The following is a 25,906-nucleotide window of genomic DNA, read 5'->3' on the forward strand; positions in this document are numbered from 1 at the left end:
GACGACATGCGGCCCGAGGGGCTGACCGCGGACGCCGAAGGCCGCCCTGGTGGGGCGGCCGCCGTGGTGATCGGCGGCGGACTCGCCGGTGTCACCGCCGCGCTCTCGCTGGCCGACGCGGGGCTGCGCGTGACGCTGCTCGAAGGGCGGCCGCGCCTTGGCGGACTCGCGTTCTCCTTCCGGCGCGGCGAGCTGACCGTCGACAACGGCCAGCACGTCTACCTGCGCTGCTGCAACGCCTACCGGTGGTTCCTCGACCGCGTGGGAGGCGCGCACCTCGCCCCCTTGCAGGAACGTCTCGACGTGCCCGTGCTCGACGCCGACCGGGGCCGGCTCGGGCGGCTGCGGCGCACCGCGCTGCCCGTGCCGCTGCACCTGGCGGCGAGCCTTGCCACGTATCCCCATCTGTCGGTCGCCGAACGCGCCCAGGTGGGACGCGCGGCGCTCGCCCTCAAGGGGCTCGATCCGGCCGATCCCGTGCTCGACGGCCAGGACTTCGGCAGCTGGCTGGCCGCGCACGGCCAGTCGCCGCGCGCCATCGAGGCCCTGTGGGACCTCGTGGGAGTCGCCACGCTCAACGCCGTCGCGGGCGACGCCTCGCTCGGACTCGCCGCGATGGTGTTCAAGACCGGGCTGCTCTCCGACCCGGGCGCCGCCGACATCGGCTGGTCCCGGGTGCCGCTGGGCGAACTGCACGACACGCTGGCCCGCAAGGCGCTCGACGCCGCGGGCGTGCGCACCGAACTGAGGGCGCGGGTCACCTCCATCTCCCGTACGGGGACAGGCGGTTGGCGCGTGGACGTGCCCGGCGATGCCATCGACGCCGACACCGTCGTCCTCGCCGTGCCCCAGCACGAGGCGCACGACCTGCTCCCGGACGGCGCGCTCGACCAGCCCGACCGGCTCCTCGACATCGACAACGCCCCGATCCTCAACGTCCACGTCGTCTACGACAGAAAGGTGCTGAAGCGGCCGTTCTTCGCCGCCCTCGGCACGCCCGTCCAGTGGGTCTTCGACCGGACCGAGGCGTCCGGCCTCGCCGAGGGGCAGTACCTCGCCCTCTCGCAGTCCGCCGCGCACGACGAGATCGACGCGCCCGTCGCCGCGCTGCGCGAGCGCTACCTCCCCGAGCTCGAGCGGCTGCTGCCCGCCGCGCACGGCGCCGAGGTGCGGGACTTCTTCGTGACCCGCGAGCGCACGGCCACCTTCGCCCCCACCCCCGGCGTCGGTCGGCTGCGGCCCGGCGCCCGCACCAAGGCGCGCGGCCTCTACCTCGCGGGCGCGTGGACCGCCACCGGCTGGCCCGCGACCATGGAAAGCGCCGTACGCAGCGGCATCAGCGCGGCCGAAGCCGCCCTCTCCGCACTCGACCGCCCCCGTGATCACCTCTTCGCATTCGAGGAGGCGGCGGCGTGAAGCTCGACTTCCTGGGGTCAGGTCCCCAGCGAACCCGCACCGGAACAACCGGGACAACCGGAACAAGAGGAGAAACTGTGCCGACTGTGCCCTCGGCCGAAACGGCTGCCGACACGGTGGACGTGACCTCACTGCTCGAACGCGGAAGGACCCTGGCCACCCCGGTGCTGCGGGCCGCGGTGGACCGCCTCGCGCCGCCCATGGACACCGTCGCCGCCTACCACTTCGGATGGATCGACGCGGCGGGCAACCCGTCCGACGGCGACGGCGGCAAGGCCGTGCGCCCCGCGCTCGCCCTGCTCTCCGCCGAGGCCGCGGGCGCCGCCCCCGAGGTCGGCGTCCCCGGGGCCGTCGCCGTCGAGCTCGTGCACAACTTCTCGCTGCTGCACGACGACCTGATGGACGGCGACGAGCAGCGCCGCCACCGCGACACCGTGTGGAAGGTGCACGGCCCCGCACAGGCCATCCTCGTCGGCGACGCCCTCTTCGCGCTCGCCAACGAGGTGCTCCTGGAGATCGGCACCGTCGAGGCGGGCCGCGCCACGCGCCGCCTCACCACCGCCACGCGCGCCCTGATCGACGGCCAGGCGCAGGACATCTCCTACGAGCACCGCGAGCGGGTCACCGTCGAGGAGTGCCTGGAGATGGAGGGCAACAAGACCGGCGCCCTGCTCGCCTGCGCCGTCTCCATCGGCGCCGTACTCGGCGGCGCGGACGACCGCACCGCCGACACCCTGGAGAAGTACGGCTACCACCTCGGCCTCGCCTTCCAGGCCGTCGACGACCTGCTCGGCATCTGGGGCGACCCCGACGCCACCGGGAAGCAGACGTGGAGCGATCTGCGTCAGCGCAAGAAGTCCCTGCCCGTCGTCGCCGCGCTCGCCGCGGGCGGCCCCGCCTCCGAGCGCCTCGGCGACCTGCTCGCCGCCGACGCCAAGAGCAACGACTTCGACAGCTTCTCCGAGGAGGAGTTCGCCGCGCGCGCCGCCCTGATCGAAGAGGCCGGGGGACGCGCGTGGACCGCCGAGGAGGCCCGGCGCCAGCACACCATCGCCATCGAGGCGCTGGACACCGTCCAGATGCCGGACCGGGTCCGGGCGCAGCTCGTCGCGCTCGCCGACTTCGTCGTCGTACGAAAGAGATGATCACTATCGCCCGTATATGACTCGCAGTCGCCGGCCGGCGCCCAGCGCGTCGGCCGACGGCGGACCCAGAGCAGAGGAACCGACTGCACGAAGGGGAAGCCATGACAGCGACGACCGACGGAAGCACCGGAGCGGTGACGCCCCGCGCGGCCTCGGCCAGCCAGCCCGCCCACACGACCGCCACGACCGCCGCGACCACCACGGAGACAGACACCCGTGACATCGCCGCACGCGCCATACAACGCTCCACCGATTTCCTGCTCTCCCGGCAGGACGCCGAAGGATGGTGGAAAGGCGACCTCGAGACCAATGTGACGATGGACGCCGAGGACCTCCTCCTGCGGCAGTTCCTCGGCATCAGGGACGAGGAGACCACCCGCGCCGCCGCGCTCTTCATCCGCGGCGAACAGCGCGAGGACGGCACCTGGGCCACCTTCTTCGGCGGCCCCGGCGAACTCTCCACCACCATCGAGGCGTACGTCGCGCTGCGCCTGGCCGGGGACCGGCCCGACGAGGCGCACATGGCCAAGGCCGCCGCCTGGATCCGGGAGCAGGGCGGCATCGCCGCGAGCCGGGTCTTCACCCGCATCTGGCTCGCCCTGTTCGGCTGGTGGAAGTGGGACGACCTGCCCGAACTCCCGCCGGAACTCATCTACTTCCCGAAGTGGGTCCCGCTCAACATCTACGACTTCGGCTGCTGGGCCCGGCAGACCATAGTGCCTCTCACCATCGTCTCCGCCAAGCGGCCCGTGCGCCCCGCGCCCTTCGCGCTGGACGAGCTGCACCGGGACGCCGCCGATCCGAACCCGGCCAAAGCGCAGGCCCCGGCGACCAGTTGGGACGGCGTCTTCCAGCGGCTCGACAAGGCGCTGCACGCCTACCACAAGGTCGCGCCCCGCCGGCTGCGCAAGGCCGCGATGAACAGCGCCGCCCGCTGGATCATCGAGCGGCAGGAGAACGACGGCTGCTGGGGCGGCATCCAGCCGCCCGCCGTCTACTCCATCATCGCCCTGCACCTGCTCGGCTACGACCTCGGGCATCCGATCCTGAAGGCCGGGCTCGACTCGCTCGACCGGTTCGCCGTGTGGCGCGAGGACGGTGCCCGGATGATCGAGGCCTGCCAGTCGCCCGTGTGGGACACCTGCCTGGCCACCATCGCCCTCGCGGACGCCGGACTGCCAGCCGATCACCCGCAGTTGGTCAAGGCCGCCGACTGGATGCTGGGCGAGCAGGTCGTGCGGCCCGGCGACTGGTCGGTGCGCAGACCCGAACTTACCCCGGGCGGCTGGGCGTTCGAGTTCCACAACGACAACTACCCCGACATCGACGACACCGCCGAGGTCGCCCTCGCGCTGCGCCGGGTCGCGCACCCGGACCAGGAGCGCGTGGAGAAGGCGATCGAGCGCGGAGTGCGCTGGAACCTCGGCATGCAGTCGAAGAACGGCGCCTGGGGAGCCTTCGATGTCGACAACACCAGCCCGTTCCCCAACCGGCTGCCGTTCTGCGACTTCGGCGAGGTCATCGACCCGCCCTCCGCCGACGTCACCGGGCACGTCGTGGAGATGCTCGCCGTCGAGGGCAGGTCCCACGACCCGCGCACCCGGCGCGGCATCGCGTGGCTGCTCGCCGAACAGGAGCCCAACGGCGCCTGGTTCGGGCGCTGGGGCGTCAACTATCTGTACGGAACAGGGTCGGTGGTGCCCGCGCTGATCACGGCAGGGCTGCCCGCCGCGCACCCCGCGATCCGCCGCGCCGTGCGCTGGCTGGAGTCCGTGCAGAACGACGACGGCGGCTGGGGCGAGGACCTGCGCTCCTACCGCGACCGGGGCTGGGTCGGCCACGGCACCTCGACGGCCTCGCAGACCGCGTGGGCGCTGCTCGCCCTCCTCTCGGCGGGGGAGCGCGAGGCCGCGTCGGTGCGGCGGGGCGTGGAATGGCTGGCCCGGACGCAGGCCGAGGACGGCTCCTGGGACGAGCCGTACTTCACCGGCACCGGCTTCCCCTGGGACTTCTCCATCAACTACCACCTCTACCGGCAGGTGTTCCCCCTCACCGCGCTCGGCAGATACGTCAACGGAGAACCGTTCGCGGACGGCTCCGGTCACTTCGCCAAGGGGGGCTGATGGGCAGAGCCCCGGCTCGTCGGCCGGGCCCCGCACCGCTGCTGATCGCCTGCGCGCTCGGCATCGAGTGCCTCGCCCTGCGCACCGGCGACCGCGGCGGCGCCCCGGGAGCCATGACGGTGCTGCGCACCGGAATGGGCCCCCTCAACGCCGAGCGCGCCGTCAGGGGGGCGCTCGGCACCGAGCCGCTGCGGGACGCGGCCGTCCTCGCGACCGGGTTCTGCGCCGGGCTCGCCCCCGGCATGCACCCCGGCGACCTCGTCGTCGCCGAGGAGACCAGGGACGGGCGCGGCAGCACCCCTTGCACCGGAACCGGACTGCTGGTCGAGGAGCTGGTGCGGGCCCTGCCCGGACGCACCGTGCACACCGGGCCGCTCACCGGCTCCGACCACGTCGTCCGCGGCCCCGAGCGCGGCGCGCTCCTGGCCACCGGCGCCATCGCCGTGGACATGGAGTCCGCCGCGACGCTGCACAGCGCGGCGCGCGCCGGGCGGCGGCCCGTTGCCGCCGTCCGGGTGGTCGTGGACGCCCCGCAGCACGAACTGGTCCGCATCGGCACGGTGCGCGGTGGAATATCAGCGTTCCGCGTTCTCCGTGCCGTGCTTCCCGCTTTCTTCGAATGGCACCGTTCTTCTTTGCTCCCCCGGAGGTGAGCCAGATGGCCATGCCGCTGCGCCAGACCGTCAAGGTCGCTACGTATCTCTTTGAACAGAAGCTCCGCAAGCGCGACAAGTTCCCGCTGATCGTCGAGTTGGAACCGCTCTTCGCGTGCAATCTCAAATGCGAGGGTTGCGGAAAGATCCAGCATCCGGCCGGTGTGCTCAAGCAGCGCATGCCGGTGGCCCAGGCCGTGGGCGCCGTGCTGGAATCCGGTGCGCCGATGGTGTCCATCGCCGGTGGCGAACCACTGATGCACCCTCAGATCGACGAGATCGTGCGGCAGTTGGTGGCGAAGAAGAAGTACGTGTTCCTTTGCACCAACGCCATGCTGCTGCGCAAGAAGATGGACAAGTTCAGCCCTTCGCCGTATTTCGCGTTCGCCGTGCACATCGACGGCATGCGGGAGCGGCATGACGAGTCGGTCGCCAAGGAGGGAGTGTTCGACGAGGCGGTGGAGGCCATCAAGGAGGCCAAGAAGCGCGGCTTCCGTGTCACCACCAACTCGACGTTCTTCAACACGGACACCCCGCAGACCATCATCGAGGTGCTGAACTTCCTCAACGACGAGCTCCAGGTCGACGAGATGATGCTCTCGCCCGCCTACGCATACGAGAAGGCGCCCGACCAGGAGCACTTCCTGGGCGTCGAGCAGACCCGGGAGCTCTTCAGGAAGGCCTTCGCGGGCGGCAACCGGCGCCGCTGGCGGCTGAACCACTCGCCGCTGTTCCTTGACTTCCTGGAGGGCAAGGCGGACTTCCCGTGCACCGCGTGGGCGATCCCGAACTACTCGCTCTTCGGCTGGCAGCGCCCCTGCTATCTGATGAGCGACGGTTACGTCCCGACGTACCGGGAGCTCATCGAGGACACCGACTGGAGCAAGTACGGCCGCGGCAAGGACCCGCGCTGCGCCAACTGCATGGCGCACTGCGGCTACGAACCGACCGCCGTCCTCGCGACGATGGGGTCCCTCAAGGAGTCCCTGCGCGCCGCCCGCGAGACGGTCTCGGGAAACCGCGGGTGACGTCATCGACGCGGGGGCGCCGATCCGTATCGGGGGCACCGCGGGTCAGTGGCCCGCGGTGACCTCCGCCGCCGGCTTGTGAGGCTCGCCGCCCAGATGGAGAACGACGGCATCCCGTCAGGGGCGCCCGACGTCACCGTGAGCTGAGAAGAACCAGAGAGGGGGCCCGAGCATGACCATTCTCGACACCATTCGGGGGCCGCGCGACCTGAAGGCGCTGACCGAGGCCGAACTCGACGAACTGGCCCAGGACATCCGGGAGTTCCTGGTGCACGCGGTCGCAAGGACGGGCGGTCACCTGGGGCCCAACCTGGGAGTGGTGGAGCTCTCCATCGCCCTCCACCGGGTCTTCGAGTCGCCCGTCGACCGGCTCGTGTGGGACACCGGCCACCAGACCTACGTACACAAGCTGCTGACCGGACGTCAGGACTTCTCCAAGCTGCGCGGCAAGGGCGGACTCTCGGGCTACCCCTCGCGTGAGGAGTCCGAGCACGACATCGTCGAGAACAGCCACGCCTCGACCGCGCTCGGCTGGGCGGACGGCCTCGCCAAGGCCCACCAGGTACGCGGTGAGCCGGGCCACGTGGTCGCCGTCATCGGGGACGGCGCGCTCACCGGCGGCATGGCGTGGGAGGCGCTGAACAACATCGCCGCCGCGAAGGACCGGCCGCTGATCATCGTCGTGAACGACAACGAACGCTCCTACGCCCCGACCATCGGCGGCCTCGCCAACCACCTCGCGACGCTGCGCACGACCGACGGCTACGAGCGGGTCCTCGCCTGGGGCAAGGACATGCTCCAGCGCACACCCGTCGTCGGGCAGCCGCTCTTCGAGTCCCTGCACGGCGCCAAGAAGGGCTTCAAGGACGCCTTCGCGCCGCAGGGCATGTTCGAGGACCTCGGGCTCAAGTACGTGGGGCCCATCGACGGGCACGACATAGGCGCCGTCGAGTCGGCGCTGCGGCGTGCCAAACGCTTCCACGGGCCCGTCCTGATCCACTGCCTCACCGAGAAGGGGCGTGGTTACGAGCCCGCGCTCGCGGACGAAGCCGACCGCTTCCACACGGTCGGCGTCATGGACCCCCTCACCTGCGCACCCCTCGCGCCCGCCAACGGCCCCTCCTGGACCTCGGTGTTCGGCGACGAGATCGTCCGCATCGGCGCCGAGCGCGAGGACGTCGTCGCCATCACCGCCGCCATGCTGGAGCCGGTCGGCCTGAAGAAGTTCGCGGAGGCCTACCCCGACCGGGTGTGGGATGTCGGCATCGCCGAGCAGCACGCGGCGGTGTCGGCGGCGGGGCTCGCCACCGGCGGCCTCCACCCGGTCGTGGCCGTGTACGCCACCTTCCTCAACCGCGCCTTCGACCAGCTCCTGATGGACGTCGCGCTGCACCGAGGCGGGGTCACGTTCGTCCTCGACCGGGCCGGCGTCACCGGCGTGGACGGGGCCTCGCACAACGGCATGTGGGACCTGTCGATCCTCCAGGTCGTGCCCGGCCTGCGGGTGGCCGCGCCGCGCGACGCCGACCAGCTGCGGGCGCAGCTGCGGGAGGCCGTCGCGGTCGACGACGCGCCGACGCTGCTCCGGTTCCCCAAGGAGTCCGTGGGCCCCGCGATCCCCGCCCTCGGCCGGATCGGCGGCATGGACGTGCTGCTGCGGGACGCCGACGCCCCCGACGCCGAGGTGCTGCTCGTCGCGGTCGGAGTGATGGCGCCGGTCTGCCTCCAGGCCGCCGAGCTGCTCCGGGCGCGCGGCCTGCGCTGCACCGTCGTCGACCCGCGCTGGGTCAAGCCGGTCGACGCCGAGCTGCCCGGCCTCGCCGCGCGGCACCGTATCGTGGCGGTCGTCGAGGACAACAGCCGGGCCGCCGGGGTGGGCGCCGCCGTCGAGCTGGCGCTCGGGGACGCCGAAGTGGACGTACCGGTACGGCGGTTCGGCATCCCCGAGCAGTTCCTCGCGCACGCCAAGCGGGGCGAGGTCCTCGCGGATCTCGGGCTCACGCCGGTCGAGATCGCGGGGCGGATCAGCGCCACACTGGCGGTCAAGGAGAGCGCGGGGGAGCAGGGCGAAGGCAAGGAGCACAGCGCATGACCAAGGAGTTCGACCTCGGCCGCCTCCTCGCCGAGCGGGGCGCCGAGCGGTACGAGCTGCATGCCCGGCACCTCAACCACCAGCTGCCGCGCATGTTGCACACCATCGGCTTCGACAAGGTCTACGAGCGGGCCGAGGGCGCGTACTTCTGGGACGCGGACGGCAACGACTACCTCGACATGCTGGCGGGCTTCGGCGTGATGGGCCTCGGCCGGCACCACCCGGTCGTCCGCAAGGCGCTGCACGACGTCTTGGACGCCTCGCTCGCCGACCTCACCCGCTTCGACTGCCAGCCGCTGCCCGGTCTGCTCGCCGAGCAGCTGCTGCGGCACAGCCCGCACTTGGACCGGGTGTTCTTCGGCAACAGCGGTACGGAGGCCGTCGAGACCGCGCTCAAGTTCGCCCGGTACGCGACGGGCAGGCCGAGGGTGCTGTACTGCGCGCACGCCTTCCACGGGCTGACCACGGGGTCGCTCTCCGTCAACGGCGAGAGCGGCTTCCGGGACGGCTTCGCGCCGCTGCTGCCCGACACGGCGGTACCGCTCGGTGATCTGGACGCGTTGCGCGAGGAGCTGCGCAAGGGTGACGTCGCCGGGCTGATCGTCGAACCCATCCAGGGCAAGGGCGTCCACGAGCCGCCGCCCGGATATCTGCGCGCTGCCCAGGAGTTGCTGCACAGGCACAAGGCGCTGCTGATCGCCGACGAGGTGCAGACGGGCCTCGGCAGGACCGGCGACTTCTACGCCTACCAGCACGAGGAAGGCGTGGAGCCGGACCTCGTCTGCGTCGCGAAGGCGCTGTCGGGCGGCTATGTGCCGGTCGGCGCCACCCTCGGCAAGGACTGGATCTTCAAGAAGGTCTACTCGTCGATGGACCGCGTCCTCGTCCACTCGGCGAGCTTCGGGTCCAACGCGCAGGCCATGGCGGCCGGCCTCGCGGTCCTCGCCGTCATGGAGGACGAGAAGGTCGTCGAGAACGCCCGGACGACCGGTGAGCTGCTCAAGTCCCGGCTCGCCGCGCTGGTCGACCGCTATGAGCTGCTGAGCGAGGTGCGCGGCCGCGGCCTGATGGTCGGCATCGAGTTCGGGCGGCCGAAGTCACTGAAGCTGCGCGGGCGTTGGTCGATGCTCCAGGCCGCCCGCAAGGGGCTCTTCGCGCAGATGGTCGTCGTACCGCTGCTCCAGAAGCACCGCATCCTCACGCAGGTCTCCGGTGACCATCTGGAGGTCATCAAGCTGATTCCGCCGCTGACCGTGGGGGAGCGGGAGGTGGACCGCTTCGTCGAGGCCTTCACCGCCGTCATGGACGAGGCGCACAGCGGTGGCGGGCTGATGTGGGACTTCGGCAGGACGCTGGTGAAGCAGGCGGTCGCCAACCGCTGAGGCCGCGCATCGGAACGCCGGGGGCTTTTGCCTCTTAGGCAAGAAAGTTGCCCGGGAGGCAAGGCTCTGGCTCAATGCGGTGTATGAGCCCTGCCGAGCCCGTCGAGCCGCCGGAGGCGGCCGAAGCGCTGCCCGCCGTCGCGCCCCAGCTGCGTGAGCTGCGCCGCCGCGCGTCCCTCACGCTGGAGGCCGCCGCACGCACCGCGGGGCTCTCGCCCGCCCATCTGTCCCGCCTGGAGACCGGGCAGCGCCAGCCGTCGCTGCCGATGCTGCTCGCCCTCGCACGTGTCTACGGTACGACGGTCTCCGAGCTGCTCGGCGAGACGGTCGCCGACCGGGACTCGATCGTCCGCGCCGCGGACATGGAGCCGACCCGCGCGGGCGGCTGGACGTACTGGCAGGCGGGCGCCCAAGGGCGCGGCATGCAGGCGCTGCGCGTGCACGTCCCCCACGGGGCGCAGGGCGACATCGTGCGCGTCCACCCCGGCGAGGAGTGGCTGTACGTCATCGAGGGGCGGCTGCGGCTGTCCCTCGGGGACACCACGCACACCCTCGCGCCCGGGGACAGCGCGCACTTCGACTCGCTGACCCCGCACCGGATCGCCGCCGCCGAGCGGGGCGGCGCCGACCTCCTCTTCGTCCATACGTTGCTGCAGAGCCCCGCCACCGCGCTGTGCCTCGGCGGCCCCAGTCAGGGAGAACCGACATGACCGAATCCGAGCCGCAGGGACCCGCCCGACCGGAGCGGCCCGCCAAGAGCACGATGGAGGAGAAGTTCCCGCGGGCACTCTGGGTCCGGCTGATCATCTATGTGGCGGTCGGCCACGTCTTCGCGGCCTTCATCTACCTGCTGTTCGAACTGGGCGCTCAGAACAAGTGACGGAACCCTTGCGGCGTCAGTCGAGGAGGCGCTCCCGCAGCCGCTCACGCGTCTGCGGAGTCACCTTGAGGCCCTTCGAGAGGTAGGTGTCCGTGTCGCCCCAGGTCTGCTCGATCGTCTCGAAGGCCGCCGCCAGGTACTCGGCGCGGGCGTCGAAGAGCGGGTTGAGCAGCTCCATGACCTCGGGGGACATCGCGTTCGGGGAGTCGCTCGTGCGGTGCACCTTGTAGCGGCGGTGCGCCGCGTTCGATTCCAGGTAGTCCGCCTCGATGGCGTCGCGCTCGACGCCCACGGCGAGCAGCGTGACCGCTATGGACAGGCCCGCGCGGTCCTTGCCCGCCGCACAGTGCATCAGCGCCGGCACGCTGTCCTCGGCGAGCGCGTGCAGCACCTGGCTGTGCTCGGCCGTGCGCTCCTTGATGATCGTGCGGTACGAGGCCGACATCCGGCCGGCGGCCTTGCCGTCGGACAGGATCGCGCGCAGCTGGTCCAGATCGCCGTCGCGGACCATCTTCCAGAACTCGGCGCCGTCGGCCGGGTCGGTCAGCGGCAGGTTCACGTTGCGCACGCCGGGCAGCGCGACGTCCGGGCCTTCGAGGCGCTGGTCGGCGGCGTTGCGGAAGTCGAAGATCGTGTGCAGACCCAGCGACGTCAGGAACGCCGTGTCCTCGGCGGTGGCGTGCGCCAGGTGGCCGCTGCGGAAGAGCCGCCCCTGGCGGACGCGGCGGCCGTCCACGGTCGGCAGTCCGCCCACGTCACGGAAGTTGCGCACTCCGGTCAGCTCGGGCTCTGACAGCTCTGACTGCTCTGTGGACGGGACCTGCTGCGTCACGGGCTCTCCTCGGGCTCTGCTGCCGGCGCGGCTCGCCGGTGAATGCGCCTTCGACGATACGACACGGGTTTCCGGGGCGATCACCCCTTCGCAGACGTTGCCCGATCGACGGAGCGACCGCGAAGATGTGCGTGCACGCGCGTGCTTGTGCGTATCCCGGGACCGGTTCTGTGGGGGTTTGATGATCGAGGTCGGCGCCGACGGTCGTACGTGGCTGCTGTCGGGCCCCACCAGCAGTTACGCCATCCGGCTCACGGACCGGGACGAGCTGCTCCACCTGTACTGGGGGGCGCGGATCGCCCTGGCCGACGCCGAGGCCCTGGCGGCCGAGCCGCCGCCCCTGGAGCGGGGCTTCGAGTCGCCGCTCGACGGACGCGAGGAGTACCCCGTGGAGGGCGGCCCCCGCTTCGTGCGGCCCGTGCTGTCCGTCCGCGACGACACGGTCCGGGGCACCGAGTGGCACCACACCGGATCGGCGGTGGACAGTGACGCGCTCCAGGTCCACTTCCGTGACCCGCTGCACCACCTGCGGATCACCCTCACCTACCGGCTCCGCGGTGACGTCGTCGAACGGTCCGTACGCCTCGCTCACGAGGAGGGGCATGGGGCGCGGCCGCTGGAGGTGCTGCGTGCCGACTCCGCGACCTGGACGCTGCCACGGCGCGAGCGCTGGCGCCTGTCGCAGCTGCACGGCCGCTGGGCGGCGGAGTCGCGGCTGATGCGGTCCGATATCACGTACGGCGAAAAGGTCATCGGCAGCAGGCGCGGGCACACCGGACACCAGCATCTGCCCTGGGTCGCGCTCGACGCGGAGGGGGCCACGGAGGAGCAAGGGGAGGTGTACAGCTGCGCGCTCGCCTGGTCGGGGTCCTGGCGCATCGCCGTGCACCAACTGCCCGACGGCACCGTGCAGATCAGCGGCGGGATGGGGCACGACGACTCCGGCGTCACCGTCCTGGAGCCCGGCGTGGCGCTCACCACGCCTGTCTTCGCCGGGCTGTGGAGCGGGGACGGCTTCGGCGGCGCGAGCCGGGCCTGGCACGCCTACCAGCGCGAGCACGTCATCCCGGACGCGGACACGGTACGGCCGGTCCTCTACAACTCCTGGGAGGCCACCGGCTTCGACATCTCGGAGGAGCAGCAGCGGGCGCTGGCCCGCAAGGCCGCGGGGCTCGGCGTCGAGCTGTTCGTCGTCGACGACGCGTGGTTCGGCGGCCGGGTCAGCGACCGGTCCGGGCTCGGCGACTGGACACCCAACCCGGACCGCTTCCCCGACGGGCTCAAGCCGCTCGCCGACGAGGTGCACGGGCTCGGCATGCGGTTCGGGATCTGGGTGGAGCCCGAGATGGTCAACCCCGACAGCGACCTCTACCGTGCCCACCCCGACTGGGTACAGCATCAACCGGGCCGCACCCGGGCGGAGTTCCGCAACCAGCTGGTGCTCGACCTCTCGCGTGAGGACGTGCGCGCGTACCTGTGGGACCGGCTCGACGCGCTTCTGTCCGGCGCGCCCATCGACTTCGTCAAGTGGGACTTCAACCGGAGCTTCACGGACGCGGGGCGACCGGGCGCGGCGGGACGCGAGCTGTGGTGGGCCCATGGACGGCATCTGTACGGCCTGCTGGACCGGCTGCGCGCGGCGCACCCCGACGTCTCCTTCGAGTCATGCTCGGGCGGTGGCGGCCGAGTCGACCTCGGCATCCTCTCCCGCACCGACCAGGTGTGGACCTCCGACAACACCGACCCGCTGGACCGGCTCGCCATCCAGCACGGCTTCAGCCAGCTGCACCCGGCGCGCGTGATGGCCGCCTGGGTCACCGACAGCCCTAACACCCAGCTCAACGGCCGTGTCAGCTCACTGCGCTTCCGGTTCGTGAGCGCCATGGCCGGGGTGCTCGGGATCGGCGGAGACCTCGCCCGGTGGAGCGAGAGCGAGCTCGCCGAAGCGCGCGACTGGGTGGATCTCTACAAGGAGATCCGGCCCGTCGTACAGCTCGGCGACCTCTACCGGCTGCGGCCGCCGGAGGGCGGCCTCAGCGCCGTGCAGTACGTCCGTGGCGACGAGGCGGTGGTCCTTGCCTGGCTCCGGGCGCAGTCGTATGGGGAGGAGCCGGCACCGGTACGGTTGCGCGCGCTCGACCCGGCGGCGGTGTATGCCTGTCCGGACACGGGGAAGACGTACCGGGGCGCGGTGCTGATGCGGCGGGGGCTGCGGACCGGGCTCAAGGGAGATCTGGACGCGGGGGTGTTCCGGCTCCGGCGGGTGTGACGGTCAGGAACGCCGGTGGGGGGCGGTGCTTATTCCGCCTTTGAATGAATCTTGACCGGTGGCTTATCTCACGCACCGTCAACCCCTCCCTACGGTGGCGTAGGTCACTTAGGGAGGTGAAGGATGTGACGTCGTGAGCGCAGAGTCGACAACCTTCATCAATCACCCCATCAACAACGGCGTATTCAACTCCTACGCAGCGGTCGGCGACAGCTTCACCGAAGGCGTGGGTGACCCGGGCCCCGGCGGCACGTTCGTCGGGTGGGCCGATCGCCTCGCCGTCCTGCTGGACGACCGGGTACCCGAGCACACCTTCCGGTACGCCAACCTCGCCGTGCGAGGCAAGCTCCTCGACCAGATCGTCGCGGACCAGGTGCCGCGCGCCAAGGAGCTGGCCCCCGACCTCGTGACGTTCTGCGCCGGCGGCAACGACATCATCCGCCCCGGCACCGACCCCGACGAGCTGGCGGAGCGCTTCGAGCGGGCCGTCGTCGATCTGTCGTCGGCGGTCGGCACGGTCATGGTGACCACCGGGTTCGACACCCGGGGCGTCGCCGTCCTCAAGCATCTGCGCGGCAAGATCGCCACCTACAACATGCATGTGCGTGCGGTCGCCGATCGCCATGGCTGCCCCGTGCTCGACCTGTGGTCCCTCAAGACCGTGCAGGACCGCCGGGCCTGGGACGGCGACCGGCTGCATCTGTCCGCCGAGGGGCACACGCGGGTGGCGTTGCGTGCCGCGCAGGTGCTCGGCCTGGAGGTGCCGGCCGATCCCGACCAGGCATGGCCGCCGCTGCCGCCTCGCGGAACGCTTGACCTGCGGCGGGACGACATCCACTGGGCGCGGGAGTATTTGGTGCCGTGGATCGGGCGGCGTATTCGGGGGGAGAGCTCGGGGGATCATGTGGCGGCCAAGCGGCCGGATTTGTTGCCGCTTTAGCGCTCCGCCGGGTGGGGCGCTTTCTGGGTGCGGGGTGAGTGTGGTTGCTCGCGCCGCTCCCCGCGCCCCTTAGGGGGTGGGGGATGGGGTTGGGTTTTGGGTGCGGGTTTCTTGTGGTTGCTCGCGCAGTTCCTCGCGCCCCTCACGGGGCCGGGGTTGGGTGGGGTTCAGGCCCAGTTCTCGGGCCAGGGCCTCGTCCGTCCATCTGCGGGCCTTGGCTCGGGGAAGTGCTGCGTCGTAGGCCGTCATCTGGACCGCCAGGCCGTCGAGGAGTGCGGTGAGGCGCAGGGCCGCCCCCTCAGGGTCCGGGCAGTGGAACTCGCCCGCGGCCGAGCCCTCCGCGATGACCGCCGCCAGCGCCGCCTTCCACTGCTGGTCGAGGTCACGGGTCACCGCGCGTAGCGTCGGCTCCCGCAGGGCCGCGGACCAGCCCTCTATCCACAGCCGCCAGCCCTTGGCCTGGCCCGTCGGCGCGTACCACCGCACGGCCGCGCGCAGCCGGCGCAGCGCCGAGGTGCGGCGGCCCAGCAGCTTGCGCAGCCGGATGAGATCGCGCCGGGCGGCGTGCTCGAAGGCCGCGGCGAGGAGCTTCTCCTTGGACGAGAAGTGGTACAACACCAGCGCGTTGCTCACCCCGAGGGCGGCCGCGACGTCCGCGATCCGCACGGCCGCCACGCCCCGCAGCTCGATCTGTTCGACGGTCGCGACGAGCATCTCCGCCCGCCGCTCCGCCACGCTCAACCGCACCCCAGTCACGCCGTGCACCCTACCCAGGCCCGCGACTCCCGGATGCCGAAGGCCGGCCCCTGCGGAATCGGTCGGATCGGGCCTCCGGGAATGTGGCATCGCGGGGCGTGGACATAATGGTTAGGCCTATCCACCCCCCTCAGGAGGTCCCGTGTCCCGGTCCCTGATTCCCGGGCTCCGCTCGCTGCGGACCCCCGCCTTCGGAGCGGATCCGGCCGGTGCGCGGCTGGCGCGGATCCGCAGCTCGCCGAACTTCTCCGTGGCCGATGGCTCCTTCCAGAACCCCGTGGGGGCGCGGACCAGACCCTCGGGGTCCACCATGGAGTTCGCCAAGATCTACTTCCGCAAGGAGGAGCGCGTACGCCGTGGCCCCGCCGGCACGGTCCCCGTGCACGCCACGACCCTCGCCGACCTCGCCAAGCCACCGGCCGACGGGCTGCGGATCACCTGGATGGGGCACTCCAGCGTCCTCGCCGAGATCGACGGGCGGCGCGTGCTCTTCGACCCGGTGTGGGGCGAGCGGTGCTCGCCGTTCTCCTTCGCCGGGCCCAAGCGGCTGCATCCCGTGCCGGTGCCGCTGGCGGCCCTCGGCCCGGTCGACGCCGTGGTCATCTCGCACGACCACTACGACCACCTTGACATGCCGACGATCAAGGCGCTGGCCGGTACGGACACGGTGTTCGCCGTGCCGCTCGGCGTCGGCGCCCACCTGGAGCGCTGGGGCGTGCCCGCCGACCGGCTCCGCGAGCTCGACTGGCACGAGTCGGCGGAGGTGGCGGGGCTGACGCTCACGGCGACGCCCGCACGGCACTTCTGCGGCCGCGGCCTGCGCAACCAGCAGCACACGCTGTGGGCCTCCTGGGTGGTCGCCGGGCCCGAGCACCGCGTCTACCACAGCGGGGACACGGGCTACTTCCCCGGCTTCCGCGAGATCGGCGCCGCGCACGGACCGTTCGACGTCACGATGATCCAGATCGGTGCCTACAGCGATTTCTGGCCCGACATCCACATGACGCCCGAGGAGGGCATGCGGGCCCACCTCGACCTCCAGGGCGGCCACGCACAGGGGCTGATGCTGCCGATCCACTGGGGCACGTTCAACCTCGCCCCGCACCCGTGGTCGGAGCCGGGGGAGGGCACCCTCGCCGCGGCGCGCGGCGCGGGCGCAAGGATCGCGCTGCCCTGCCCCGGCGAGCCCTTCGAGCCCGGGGCCAAGGCCGTGCCCGGCGCCCCCTGGTGGCGCGGCGTCGCGATCGTGCCGGACGGCGGCTGGCCCGAGACGCCGATGGGCAGCAACGGGCCGCAGATCACGACGACGGACAGCGGCGACCAGGAAGCCGCGCCCGTGGCATAGCCCGGCCCCGGTCCTCCTAGCGAGCAGAAGAACAGCGGCGCCCCGGCCCACCGGCCGGGGCGCCGCTGTTCGTTGTCGGCGCCCGAACTGGCCTCCGGCCGCCGAATCGGACTTGAGTGCGAGTTGAATCGCATGGTCGTGCGAGGCGTCATACCAGAGCGGGACGCACCCCCGCTGACTTTGTCAACTGCCCACCGCACATGATGCGCTGCCGACTACCGTGAGTGGCCGTCGGGCGACGCAGCGATCACGACGCAGGCATGCCATCGCGACCTGTCGGTCGGCACGGCGATACCCAAACCATGCTGAACCTGCCGAACCTGCCGAAAACCATGCCGCAAAAGGGAGACGGGCCGCCCGCTGGAGCCCCGTCGCCACGTACCTAGGACGCAGATGTCTCACCTACGCGCACCGGCCGCCCGCGCAGACCGCCGTGAGGGCGGCCGGCACGGCAGGCCCGGGAGCCGCACCGCCACCGCCCTGCCCGAGACCCACATACGGCCGCAGCTCCTGCGTATCGCCGTGCTGCCCGCCGTCGCCGTAGGTCTGAGCGCCTGCGCGGCCGTGCTGTTCACGCTGCGGACGACCGGAGCGCGCCCCGGCCCCGCCCTGCTCGCCGTCCTCACCGCCGCGGCGCTCGTCGGGCTCACCGGCATCGTGGTCGCCGCCGTGGCGGCCGACCGTGCCGCCAGGTCCGTGCGCGACCGGGTCGGCGCCCTGCGCCGCGCCACCGCGCGCGGCCAGTCCGAGCTGCGCGATGTCGTCGAGCGGCTGCGCCGCGGCGACGGACCGCCCGCGCGCGGTACGCCGCCGCGGGCCCGGCCGGACGGCGACGAGTTCGACCGGCTCGCCGACGAGCTGACCCGCGCCCAGGACGTCGCCGTCGACGCCGTCCTCCAGGCCGCGCAGCTCTCCAGCCACGCGGGCAGCGAACAGAAGGTCGAGGTCTTCGTCAATCTCGCCCGGCGCCTCCAGTCGCTGGTGCACCGCGAGATCTCCCTGCTCGACGAGTTGGAGAACGAGGTCGAGGACCCCGAACTGCTCAAGGGGCTCTTCCACGTCGACCATCTCGCGACCCGCATCCGCAGGCACGCCGAGAACCTCGCGGTGCTCGGCGGCGCCGTCTCGCGCCGCCAGTGGAGCAGCCCCGTCTCGATGACCGAGGTGATGCGCTCCGCCATCGCCGAGGTCGAGCAGTACTCCCGCGTCAAGCTGGTGCCGCCCATCGACGGCACCCTGCGCGGGCACGCGGTGGCCGACGTCATCCACCTGCTCGCCGAACTCGTCGAGAACGCCACGGTGTTCTCCGCGCCGCACACCCAGGTCCTGCTGCGCGCCAACCTCGTGACCGCCGGGCTCGCCGTCGAGGTCGAGGACCGGGGCCTCGGCATGCCCCTCGCCGAGCAGAACAAGATGAACCGGCTGCTCGCCGACCCCGACCAGGTGAACGTGGCGAGTCTGCTGCAGGACGGGCGTATCGGCCTCTTCGTGGTCTCGGCGCTCGCCCGTCGGCACGGTGTCGCGGTCCGGCTCCAGGCCAACATCTACGGCGGGGTGCAGGCCGTACTGATCCTGCCGCAGGAACTGCTGGGCGCCGAACCGAGGGACGAGCCCGCCGCCCGCCGGTGTCCGGCCGCGGAGGCGGTGGCCCCGGGTGCCCCCGACGGCGTATTGGACGCGCCCGCAGGACCCGCTCTGCCCGCCGGGCGTCGTGACGAGCAGGACGAGCAGGACCAGCAGGACCAGCAGGATGGGTGGGACGCGCAGGGTGTCGGGGACGTGCGGGATGTACGGGACCTGCGGGACTCGCGGGACGTACGCGGTGACTGTGAGCCGGAGCCGCCGGCGTCCGCCCGGCCGGAGCTCCGCCAGGAGTCCGTGTCCGTGCCGCTCCAGCCGCGGCACGACACGGCGACCGACCAGGCCGGAACCCGGCCCCGCCCCCTGCCCGTGCGCGGCGCCCGCCAGGACCGGCCGACGCCCGCCGACGCCGTCCCCGGCATCCGCCCCGAGGACCGGCAGGCCGCGGCCGAGCACGCCGCCGCGCCGCTGACGCCCCTCGGCGGGGCCGTGCGGGGGCGGGTCGGCAGGCCCCGGCTCCCCAAACGACGCGCGCAGGAACACCTCGCGCCCCAGCTGCGGGGCTCCCCGGCGCCGCGCCCCGACAGCGACCACCCCGTGGGCCACGACCCGGGGCTGATGGCCGCGTTCCAGCGCGGCATCGGGCTGGCCCAGGCGCAGGACGCGCGTGACCTCACCCCCTGGGAGAACGGCACCGGCCGCCCCCGCGACGGGAGCGCACCCGGCGACGGCGGCCTTCCCCGGGACGGCGACGGCAGCGGCCAAGGCGGCTGAGCAGCACGATGACGCCCCACCACCCTCCACCACCTCTGCACACGCAGACCCTCGTACGTCGTACCTCAAGGAGTCGATCCACCATGGCGAGCGATGCGCCGACCGGCCATGTATCCGATCTCGACTGGCTGATGAGCGGACTCGTGCAGCGCGTGCCGCACACCCGCAGCGCCGTCCTGCTCTCCTCCGACGGGCTCGTGAAGTCGGTGCACGGCCTCGACCCGGACAGCGCCGACCACATGGCGGCCCTCGCCTCGGGCCTCTACTCGCTCGGGCGCAGCGCCGGCATCCGGTTCGGGGACGGCGGAGACGTCCGGCAGGTCGTGGTGGAGCTCGACTCCACGCTGCTGTTCGTCTCCACGGCGGGCTCCGGCACCTGCCTCGCGGTGCTCGCGGGCCGCGACGCGGACGCGGCCGTCCTCGGCTACGAGATGGCGATGCTGGTCAAGAGCGTGCGTCCGTACCTGATCACCGCGCCCCGGCAGCCGGCCGGGGAACCCGCGCCGATGAGGCGCTGACCATGGCGGCCCCGCACGACGGGCCCTGGCTCGACGACGCCGCGGGACGGCTCGTCCGTCCCTACACCGTCAGCGACGGACGGACCAGACCGACCACACAACTCGACCTGCTCTCCCAGGTGATGGCCACCGGCTCGACCCCGCTCGGTTACCTCGGACCCGAGCACTCCGCGGCCCTCGGCCTCTGTGGAGCCCCGGCCTCCGTCGCCGAGATCGCGGCCCAGCTGAAGCTGCCCGCGGTCGTGACCAAAGTGATCCTCTGCGATCTCCTCGACTCCGGGGCTCTCACCATGAAGGCCCCGGACTTCTACCACAACCCCACTGACCGGTCCCTGTTGGAGGCAGTGCTCGATGGATTACGACGACAGCTCTGACCCCTTCCCCACCGCCCTGAAGATCCTGGTCGCCGGTGGTTTCGGGGTCGGCAAGACGACCTTCGTGGGCGCGGTCAGCGAGATCGCGCCGCTGAGCACCGAGGAACTGCTCACCACGGTCAGCGAGGCCACCGACGACCTGTCGGGCGTGGAGAACAAGACCACGACGACGGTGGCCATGGACTTCGGACGCATCACGCTCGACCCCGAACACGTGCTGTACCTCTTCGGCACACCCGGCCAGGAGCGGTTCTGGTTCATGTGGGACGAGCTCTCCGAAGGCGCGCTCGGCGCGGTGGTGCTCGCCGACACCCGCCGCCTGGAGGACTGCTTCGCCGCCGTGGACTTCTTCGAACAGCGCGGCATGGGCTTCATCGTCGCGATCAACGAATTCGACGGCGCCTACCGCTACGAACCCGAAGAGGTGCGTTCCGCGATCGACCTCGACCCCGAGGTGCCCGTCGTGCGCTGCGACGCGCGCATCTCCAGCTCGGGCATCCAGACGCTCCTCGTCCTCGTCAAGCACCTCATCAACCACGCCCCGGCGCCCAGCTACGGAGCCCACACATGATGCCCGACCGACACCTGCTGCTCACCCCCGTCGACAAGGAGGCGCCCGCGCGCGTGCGGCGGCTGCGCGGTCTTGGCATCGGAGACCGGCCCGATGCGGCCCTCGACCTCTTCGCGGACCGGCTCGCGGAGCTGACCGGCGCGCCGTACGCGATGGTCAACTTCATCGACGAGAACCGGCAGTTCTTCGCCGGGCTGCACACCCCGGAGGGCACGCGCCCCGGCACGGACCTGGCCGCCGCGGCCGCGGCGGACGGCGGCCTCGGCCGCTACATGGCCCGCGACCACGGGTACTGCCCGCATGTGGTGGTGCGCCGCAAGGCACTCGTCCTGGAGGACGTCTGCGACTATCCGCGGTTCGCGGGCAACCCCGTCGTGGACGAGATCGGCATCCGCTCCTATCTGGGCGCGCCCCTCATCGACCGTACGGGCATCGTGCTCGGCACGGTCTGCGTCGTCGACGTCGAGCCGCGCCGCTGGGGGCGGGCGGGGCTCGACACGATCAAGATGCTGGCCGCGGAGCTGGTCGAGCAGATCCACCGGCGGGAGGACGGCGGCATCTGACGCCGGTCGAACGCCGGTCACAGCTCCAGCTCCGTCCCGTCGGGGAAGCGGACGCGGACCCGTACGCCGTCGTCGTCCACGGCACAGGTGATGGACGCGCGCAGCGCCCGCGGGTCGACCGTGTCCCGCGAGAGGGCGACCAGCGTGACGTGGACGCTGGGCCCGCCCGGGTGCTGAGGGAGGGTCAGGAACGGCGTCGCGGAGTGCGGTCCGTAGGCGTTGGCGGCGACCTCGCGGGCGATGCCCGTCTCCTCATGCCAGCCGCGCAGCGCGACCACGGCGCTGGTGAGCCCCGCCGACGTACGGGCCAGGGCCCAGCCGGGACCGCGTTCGGCGTGCGGAGGTGTTCCGTCCGCCACCGCGTGGCCGCCCTCGCGGACCGTCGCGCCCTCGGGGGCCCGCAGCCGGTGCGCGCGGATCTCCCAGGGGCCGTGCAGGGCGCTCGTCGTCACGACGGGGAACAGGTCGTCGTGGCCCGGCAGCCGGGCGTCGTGGCGGGACGAGGCGAGGCGTCCCTCGCACCTCAGAGGGTGGATGCGCAGGCGGCGCGAGGGCGTGCCGTCGGCGGCGATGAGGGCGAGATGGCCGTCGACGGTACGCTCCCACGCGCGCGGGGCGGTCTCGGGGGCCGTCGCCGTCGAGTAGCCGAACTTGGCGTAGTGCGGGTCGTCCTGGGCCGGGCCTTCGAGGGGGTTGTGGTCGCTGCCGTGGTTGACCAGCCGCACGATGCCGTCGTGCCGGGTGCCGTGCAGGAGCCAGCCGGGTGCGGGGAGCGCGGTGTACTGGTCGGACTCCTCGACGGGCAGCGGGAGTTCGCGTTCGGTCCACACCGGGTGGCCGGCGGGCAGCAGCAGGCCGAGGAACCCCTTGCTCGCCCAGTACGGTGATGCCGGACCCGAGTAGGCCTGGGTGGCGGGCAGGAACGTCCCGTACCAGCCGAGCGGCAGCAGGCCCCGCTCGTCGGGCACGCCGCGCTCCACGAAGTGCCGGGCCGTGCCGGAGGCGAGGCGCCGGGTCAGGCCAGGGGCGAGCGGCGTGCAGTTCGCGAGGGCGCCCATCCACACGGGTGCGGCGGCGGCGAAGCGGTAGGTGAGCGAGCGCCCCTGGTGGACGGGGGCGCCGTCGCCGCCGAAGAAGTGCGGGTAGGTCGCGAGGAACCGGCCGAGGCGCTCGCGGTAGACCTCGGCGCGTCCTCCGTCGCCACCGGGGCCCGCCATCCGCGCCGACAGCAGCGGATAGAGGTGCATCGCCCAGCCGTTGTAGTAGTCGTAGTTGCGCCCGTCGCCGTCGCTGTACCAGCCGTCACCGCGGTACCAGTCCTCGATGCGGTCCAGGCCGCCCTCGATGTCGGCCCTGCGGTGCGGGGCGCCGACCGAGGCCAGGAACTGCTCGGACACCACTTGGAAGAGGCGCCAGTTGTTGTCCCAGGTCTTCGCGCCGACGAACCCGGAGAGCCAGTCGACCACCCGCTCCTGGACCCGGGTGTCGAGCGTGTCCCAGATCCAGGGGCGGGTCTCGTGCAGGCCGATCGCGACCGAGGCGGCCTCGACCATCTGCTGGGACCGGTCGGTGAGTTCGGGCCACGCCTCGCCGCTGCCACGGTCGGTGCCCGCCGCCAGCCCTCGCGCGTAGCGTCCCACGAGGCGGGGGTCCACCTCGCCGCCCGCCCCCGCGATCCGGAAGGAGGCCAGCAGAAAGGAGCGCGCATATCCCTCAAGCCCGTCCGACACCACCCCGGAGCAGCTCACCCGCCCCGGCAGCCGGTACTGCGCGAACCTCGGCGTAGCGTAAGGAACCAACGCCTCCAACTGCCGGTCAGCAAGCGCCTCCCAGTGCGCGCGGCTCCACCCGGTGAACGGCGACAGAACACGGTCGCCGGGCGGCAGAAACAGATGAGGTGCCACGGTCATGGGCTTCCGCCACTCCTGGTCAGTGATGGGACGGGCAAGCCCTTAAGGGGCGCGGGGAACTGCGCGACAAGCCACGACGAACCCGCACACGACAACCAACGGACGGCGGCGGACGACTCACACCACCTCCACCGCATGCGTCCGCCCCCGAGAACCCCCCACCCGCACGGTCACCACACCCCGCCGCCCCACCACGACGGACACCGAATCATCCGCCCGCCGAACCCCCCGCACGGCAAAGGGCAGTTCCACCCGCACCGTCACCCCCGTACGCCCCGGATCCGCCACAGCCACCGACGCACCCCCACGCCCCCGCCGCACCAGGACCGTGCACGGGCCCGACGCCGCCAGCCCCGCCACCACGCCGGCCCGCCAGAAATGCACGGCGAGCACCCCGGACCGGCGCGCCTCGACCGCCTGCGCGACCGCGTCATTGGCCACGATCCGCACGGGCCGGGCCCGCGCCCACGCGGCGGTCGCGGACGCGCTCGCACCGGGCAGCAGGACATAGGCGTACGAGGCCGCGTCCGGGGAGGCGCCATGGTCCAGCCACAGCGTCAGATAGCGGCGGCTGAGCGGAGTCGTACCGCCCGCCGTGTCCGCCCCCGTGTTGATGTCCCGCCACCTTCCGCTGCGCTGCTCGCGCAGGGCGCGCAGGACGTTCGTGCCAGGGCCGTCCGCCCGGCCGGGGTAGTCGGGGAAGACGTACCCGCCGGTGTCCTGGAGATGAGCCCACCGTGCCTCGTCGAGCCGCGCCGACCAGCCGTCGTGGTCCGGCTGTCCGCGGCCGTCCACGGTCAGCGTCCGGGCAGGCCCGCCGGCGTACAGATTCCGGTTCTCGATCACCGTCTCGATGGTGCGGCCGTCGTGCGCGCCGATGCCCGCGCCGAGCGCGACGACCACGTCGTCCAGGCAGAACCACGCCTTCTGGGCGCGCAGGGAGCTGCCGTCGGCGATGAGCTCCATGGCCGCAGCGCCATGGCGTCCGTCCAGGACCGCGCCGCCCGCCACGGCGTTCTTCGGGCGGTACGTCCCCGTGCCGGCGCCGGAGCCGATGTCGGCACGCGCGCGGGTGTCCACGGTCGTGCCCGGCAGGCGGTACGGATCCACGGTGGCCCAGAAGCCGTCGCCGAACTGCCGGAGGTCGTCGCCGTCGTACAGATACGTCATGCCGTCACCGGTGTACCAGCCGTGCAGGTTCTCGCCGTTGCCCGCCTCGTACGCGGCGATCCGCTTCGAGGAGAGCGACAGCGTCAGCGCCCAGCCCGGCCGCCGGTGCACCACGCGGTCCATGTCAGCGAAGACGAAATGCCCGGTGAGCCGCTCCGTGGCCGGGACCGACGGATCGTCGAGGACGGCCTTGGCGCGTGCCAGCGCGGGGATGCCGACCAGGCCCAGATAGGGGGTGGCCGCGTTGCGGCGGATCCAGCCCTTGGCGAGCGCCCGCCAGCGCCGCGCGTACGCGTCCGGGGCTCCGGAGGCGAGATGGAGGATGTGGGAGACCGTCGCCGCGCCGTCGTTGTGGTCCCGCGCCCGCTCCCTGGATATCGCCCGGCCCCGCACGGCGTCCATCATCAGCCCGTCGAAGACCACCGGCGCGAAGGTCCGCTCCACCGCGTCGTACAGCACGGAGGTCTTCGGATCGGTGACCGCCCACGGAGAGTCCGCGAGCAACGCGATCAGCTGGCCCGTGCTGCCGAGCAGGACGCTGCCGTACGTACCCGTGTACGCGACGGAGCCGTGCTGGACGAACGACCCGTCCTCGTAGAAGCCGTCGCCCGAAGTGACGTACCGGAGAAGGCTGTTCCTGCCGCCGTCCCGGACGTCGGACAGACCGTCGCGGGCGAGCGCCACCGTCGCCGCGTCCCGGGCCAGCAGCCCGCGCAGGGCCACGATCACGGCCTTGTCGGCACGGTTGGCGCCGGTCTCGGAGAGCGAGGGGGCGTTGGTGCGGCGGTCCGGGTCCGGGCAGAACCTCGCGACCGTCGCCGTGTACGCGGCCAGGTCGGCGGCGGGCATCCGAGCCCGCAGCAGGACGCAGGTGTCCATCAGCGCGCGGGGCGCCCCGATCTCCCAGAACCACCAGTTGCCGGACTCCGGGCGGCCCGGGTGGTAGCCGGTGGAGTGGAGCAGGCGCAGCGCTTCGAGCAGGGCGTCGGCGACCTCCGTGCGGTCGGTGAGCGAGGTGCCCGGCGTGGCCCAGGCCGTGGCGAGGGTGCGCAGGCGGGTGTAGCTCTGGCTGAAGTTGCCGGGGTCCGAGGCGGGGGAGAGGTCGAGCCACAGGGCGGTTCTGCCCGCCGAGCGGTCCAACTGCCGCCACCAGGAGGCCGCCTGGGTGTCGAGGGTCTTCAGCGCCGCGGCGAAGTCGGGGTCCGTGGCGTCGAACGCGCCGCCGGTCAGCTGTGTCGCGGCGCGGGTGAGGAGGGTGTCGTAGGTGTCGGCGTTCTCGGCGCCCCTGGCGCCCTGGGCGTTCTCGTGGTCGGCGGCCCGGGCCGCGCCGCCCGCCGTCGACACGACGGCTGAAGCCGCCCCGGCGGTGAGCAGTGCGCGACGGCTGGGGCCGGTGGAGCCGGGAAGAGGCAGGGGCATGCGAACTCCCAGAGGTGTCGGGGGACATGGTCGGGGGCGCCCACGAGACGATTCCGCGTCAGCATGTAAGCGGTTGCTATAACGCGCAAGAGGCCGGGGAATCTTTCTGTGGCTTTCTGTGCCCGGCGTGGGCAGGGCGAGCTGTGGTCGAGGGGTAACCGTTCG

At 72.1% G+C, this 25,906-nt stretch carries 21 protein-coding genes; 17 read left to right on the forward strand and 4 right to left on the reverse strand.

Features of this window, described 5'->3' with window-relative positions; genetic code table 11:
- The first annotated feature begins 6 nt into the window (after positions 1-6).
- The 9 genes from hpnE to ACF062_RS12115 all read left to right on the forward strand — a co-directional run bounded on the left by hpnE (position 7) and on the right by ACF062_RS12115 (position 10,719).
- A complete protein-coding gene (gene hpnE / locus ACF062_RS12075; RefSeq protein ID WP_392137724.1) occupies positions 7-1,416 on the forward strand; it encodes a hydroxysqualene dehydroxylase HpnE in 1,410 nt (469 codons plus the stop codon).
- Positions 1,413-2,561 (forward strand): polyprenyl synthetase family protein, encoded by a 1,149-nt coding sequence (locus ACF062_RS12080; RefSeq protein ID WP_392137616.1) that lies wholly within the window; start codon positions 1,413-1,415, stop codon positions 2,559-2,561. Before hpnE ends, ACF062_RS12080 begins: the two co-directional genes overlap by 4 nt.
- Before the next feature lie 101 nt (positions 2,562-2,662).
- Positions 2,663-4,684: a squalene--hopene cyclase gene (shc, locus tag ACF062_RS12085; protein ID WP_392137617.1), complete on the forward strand. Its 2,022-nt coding sequence runs from the start codon at positions 2,663-2,665 to the stop codon at positions 4,682-4,684.
- Entirely contained in the window at positions 4,684-5,337 is a 654-nt protein-coding gene (locus ACF062_RS12090; RefSeq protein WP_392137618.1) for a 1-hydroxy-2-methyl-2-butenyl 4-diphosphate reductase, read from the forward strand. The genes shc and ACF062_RS12090 overlap by 1 nt, the downstream gene beginning before the upstream one ends.
- 5 nt (positions 5,338-5,342) lie before the next feature.
- Entirely contained in the window at positions 5,343-6,365 is a 1,023-nt protein-coding gene (hpnH, locus tag ACF062_RS12095; RefSeq protein WP_223778117.1) for an adenosyl-hopene transferase HpnH, read from the forward strand.
- Between the two features lie 172 nt (positions 6,366-6,537).
- Positions 6,538-8,457 carry a 1-deoxy-D-xylulose-5-phosphate synthase gene (gene dxs / locus ACF062_RS12100; RefSeq protein ID WP_392137619.1) on the forward strand — a complete coding sequence of 640 codons (1,920 nt, stop codon included), beginning with the start codon at positions 6,538-6,540 and terminating at the stop codon, positions 8,455-8,457.
- Complete coding sequence (locus ACF062_RS12105; protein WP_392137620.1) at positions 8,454-9,839, forward strand: aspartate aminotransferase family protein; 1,386 nt, start codon at positions 8,454-8,456, stop codon at positions 9,837-9,839. The genes dxs and ACF062_RS12105 overlap by 4 nt, the downstream gene beginning before the upstream one ends.
- Positions 9,840-9,922: 83 nt before the next feature.
- Positions 9,923-10,549, forward strand: coding sequence for a helix-turn-helix domain-containing protein (locus ACF062_RS12110; protein WP_392137621.1), 627 nt, complete (start codon positions 9,923-9,925; stop codon positions 10,547-10,549).
- A 53-nt stretch (positions 10,550-10,602) separates the two neighbouring features.
- Entirely contained in the window at positions 10,603-10,719 is a 117-nt protein-coding gene (locus tag ACF062_RS12115; protein WP_223779306.1) for a DUF6126 family protein, read from the forward strand.
- A gap of 16 nt (positions 10,720-10,735) precedes the next feature.
- Here ACF062_RS12115 and ACF062_RS12120 read toward each other — a convergent pair whose 3' ends face one another.
- Positions 10,736-11,551 (reverse strand): tyrosine-protein phosphatase, encoded by an 816-nt coding sequence (locus tag ACF062_RS12120; RefSeq protein WP_392137622.1) that lies wholly within the window; start codon positions 11,549-11,551, stop codon positions 10,736-10,738.
- A gap of 181 nt (positions 11,552-11,732) precedes the next feature.
- Between ACF062_RS12120 and ACF062_RS12125 the strand changes: the two genes are divergently transcribed.
- A complete protein-coding gene (locus ACF062_RS12125) occupies positions 11,733-13,820 on the forward strand; it encodes an alpha-galactosidase (RefSeq protein WP_392137623.1) in 2,088 nt (695 codons plus the stop codon).
- Positions 13,821-13,953: 133 nt separating this feature from the next.
- Complete coding sequence (locus tag ACF062_RS12130) at positions 13,954-14,760, forward strand: SGNH/GDSL hydrolase family protein (RefSeq protein ID WP_392137624.1); 807 nt, start codon at positions 13,954-13,956, stop codon at positions 14,758-14,760.
- 69 nt (positions 14,761-14,829) lie between these two features.
- On the opposite strand, the gene ACF062_RS12135 is transcribed toward ACF062_RS12130, so the two are convergent.
- Positions 14,830-15,516 carry a TetR/AcrR family transcriptional regulator gene (locus tag ACF062_RS12135; RefSeq protein ID WP_392137625.1) on the reverse strand — a complete coding sequence of 229 codons (687 nt, stop codon included), beginning with the start codon at positions 15,514-15,516 and terminating at the stop codon, positions 14,830-14,832.
- Positions 15,517-15,658: 142 nt separating this feature from the next.
- On the opposite strand from ACF062_RS12135, the gene ACF062_RS12140 reads away from it, so the two are divergent.
- From ACF062_RS12140 to ACF062_RS12165, 6 genes are all read left to right on the forward strand, one after another.
- On the forward strand, positions 15,659-16,861 hold the full coding sequence (locus ACF062_RS12140; protein WP_392137626.1) for an MBL fold metallo-hydrolase: 1,203 nt from the start codon (positions 15,659-15,661) through the stop codon (positions 16,859-16,861).
- Between the two features lie 393 nt (positions 16,862-17,254).
- A complete protein-coding gene (locus ACF062_RS12145) occupies positions 17,255-19,216 on the forward strand; it encodes an ATP-binding protein (RefSeq protein WP_392137627.1) in 1,962 nt (653 codons plus the stop codon).
- 83 nt (positions 19,217-19,299) lie between these two features.
- Positions 19,300-19,734 carry a roadblock/LC7 domain-containing protein gene (locus ACF062_RS12150; RefSeq protein WP_223778127.1) on the forward strand — a complete coding sequence of 145 codons (435 nt, stop codon included), beginning with the start codon at positions 19,300-19,302 and terminating at the stop codon, positions 19,732-19,734.
- A 2-nt stretch (positions 19,735-19,736) separates the two neighbouring features.
- Positions 19,737-20,108, forward strand: a complete 372-nt coding sequence (locus tag ACF062_RS12155; RefSeq protein ID WP_356582502.1) for a DUF742 domain-containing protein — start codon at positions 19,737-19,739, stop codon at positions 20,106-20,108.
- Positions 20,086-20,679 (forward strand): ATP/GTP-binding protein, encoded by a 594-nt coding sequence (locus tag ACF062_RS12160; protein ID WP_356582500.1) that lies wholly within the window; start codon positions 20,086-20,088, stop codon positions 20,677-20,679. The genes ACF062_RS12155 and ACF062_RS12160 overlap by 23 nt, the downstream gene beginning before the upstream one ends.
- Positions 20,676-21,242: a GAF domain-containing protein gene (locus tag ACF062_RS12165; RefSeq protein WP_392137628.1), complete on the forward strand. Its 567-nt coding sequence runs from the start codon at positions 20,676-20,678 to the stop codon at positions 21,240-21,242. The genes ACF062_RS12160 and ACF062_RS12165 overlap by 4 nt, the downstream gene beginning before the upstream one ends.
- Positions 21,243-21,259: 17 nt before the next feature.
- Here the strand turns inward: ACF062_RS12165 and ACF062_RS12170 are convergent, their stop codons facing one another.
- Together ACF062_RS12170 and ACF062_RS12175 are read right to left on the reverse strand one after the other, a co-directional pair.
- Positions 21,260-23,152, reverse strand: coding sequence for a DUF2264 domain-containing protein (locus tag ACF062_RS12170; protein ID WP_392137629.1), 1,893 nt, complete (start codon positions 23,150-23,152; stop codon positions 21,260-21,262).
- A 117-nt stretch (positions 23,153-23,269) separates the two neighbouring features.
- Entirely contained in the window at positions 23,270-25,741 is a 2,472-nt protein-coding gene (locus ACF062_RS12175; protein WP_392137630.1) for a polysaccharide lyase 8 family protein, read from the reverse strand.
- Positions 25,742-25,906: the final 165 nt, after the last annotated feature.

This window comes from Streptomyces sp. NPDC015345 (assembly GCF_043078805.1).
Classification (GTDB): domain Bacteria; phylum Actinomycetota; class Actinomycetes; order Streptomycetales; family Streptomycetaceae; genus Streptomyces.

Bases quoted from the DNA above. Each gene is read 5' to 3' on its own strand.
- hpnE (WP_392137724.1), top strand. From the start codon at position 7: ATGCGGCCCGAGGGGCTGACCGCGGACGCCGAAGGCCGCCCTGGTGGG.
- shc (WP_392137617.1), top strand. From the start codon at position 2,663: ATGACAGCGACGACCGACGGAAGCACCGGAGCGGTGACGCCCCGCGCG.
- ACF062_RS12090 (WP_392137618.1), top strand. From the start codon at position 4,684: ATGGGCAGAGCCCCGGCTCGTCGGCCGGGCCCCGCACCGCTGCTGATC.
- hpnH (WP_223778117.1), top strand. From the start codon at position 5,343: ATGGCCATGCCGCTGCGCCAGACCGTCAAGGTCGCTACGTATCTCTTT.
- dxs (WP_392137619.1), top strand. From the start codon at position 6,538: ATGACCATTCTCGACACCATTCGGGGGCCGCGCGACCTGAAGGCGCTG.
- ACF062_RS12105 (WP_392137620.1), top strand. From the start codon at position 8,454: ATGACCAAGGAGTTCGACCTCGGCCGCCTCCTCGCCGAGCGGGGCGCC.
- ACF062_RS12110 (WP_392137621.1), top strand. From the start codon at position 9,923: ATGAGCCCTGCCGAGCCCGTCGAGCCGCCGGAGGCGGCCGAAGCGCTG.
- ACF062_RS12115 (WP_223779306.1), top strand. From the start codon at position 10,603: ATGGAGGAGAAGTTCCCGCGGGCACTCTGGGTCCGGCTGATCATCTAT.
- ACF062_RS12125 (WP_392137623.1), top strand. From the start codon at position 11,733: ATGATCGAGGTCGGCGCCGACGGTCGTACGTGGCTGCTGTCGGGCCCC.
- ACF062_RS12145 (WP_392137627.1), top strand. From the start codon at position 17,255: ATGTCTCACCTACGCGCACCGGCCGCCCGCGCAGACCGCCGTGAGGGC.
- ACF062_RS12150 (WP_223778127.1), top strand. From the start codon at position 19,300: ATGGCGAGCGATGCGCCGACCGGCCATGTATCCGATCTCGACTGGCTG.
- ACF062_RS12155 (WP_356582502.1), top strand. From the start codon at position 19,737: ATGGCGGCCCCGCACGACGGGCCCTGGCTCGACGACGCCGCGGGACGG.
- ACF062_RS12160 (WP_356582500.1), top strand. From the start codon at position 20,086: ATGGATTACGACGACAGCTCTGACCCCTTCCCCACCGCCCTGAAGATC.
- ACF062_RS12165 (WP_392137628.1), top strand. From the start codon at position 20,676: ATGATGCCCGACCGACACCTGCTGCTCACCCCCGTCGACAAGGAGGCG.
- ACF062_RS12170 (WP_392137629.1), bottom strand. From the start codon at position 23,152: ATGACCGTGGCACCTCATCTGTTTCTGCCGCCCGGCGACCGTGTTCTG.
- ACF062_RS12175 (WP_392137630.1), bottom strand. From the start codon at position 25,741: ATGCCCCTGCCTCTTCCCGGCTCCACCGGCCCCAGCCGTCGCGCACTG.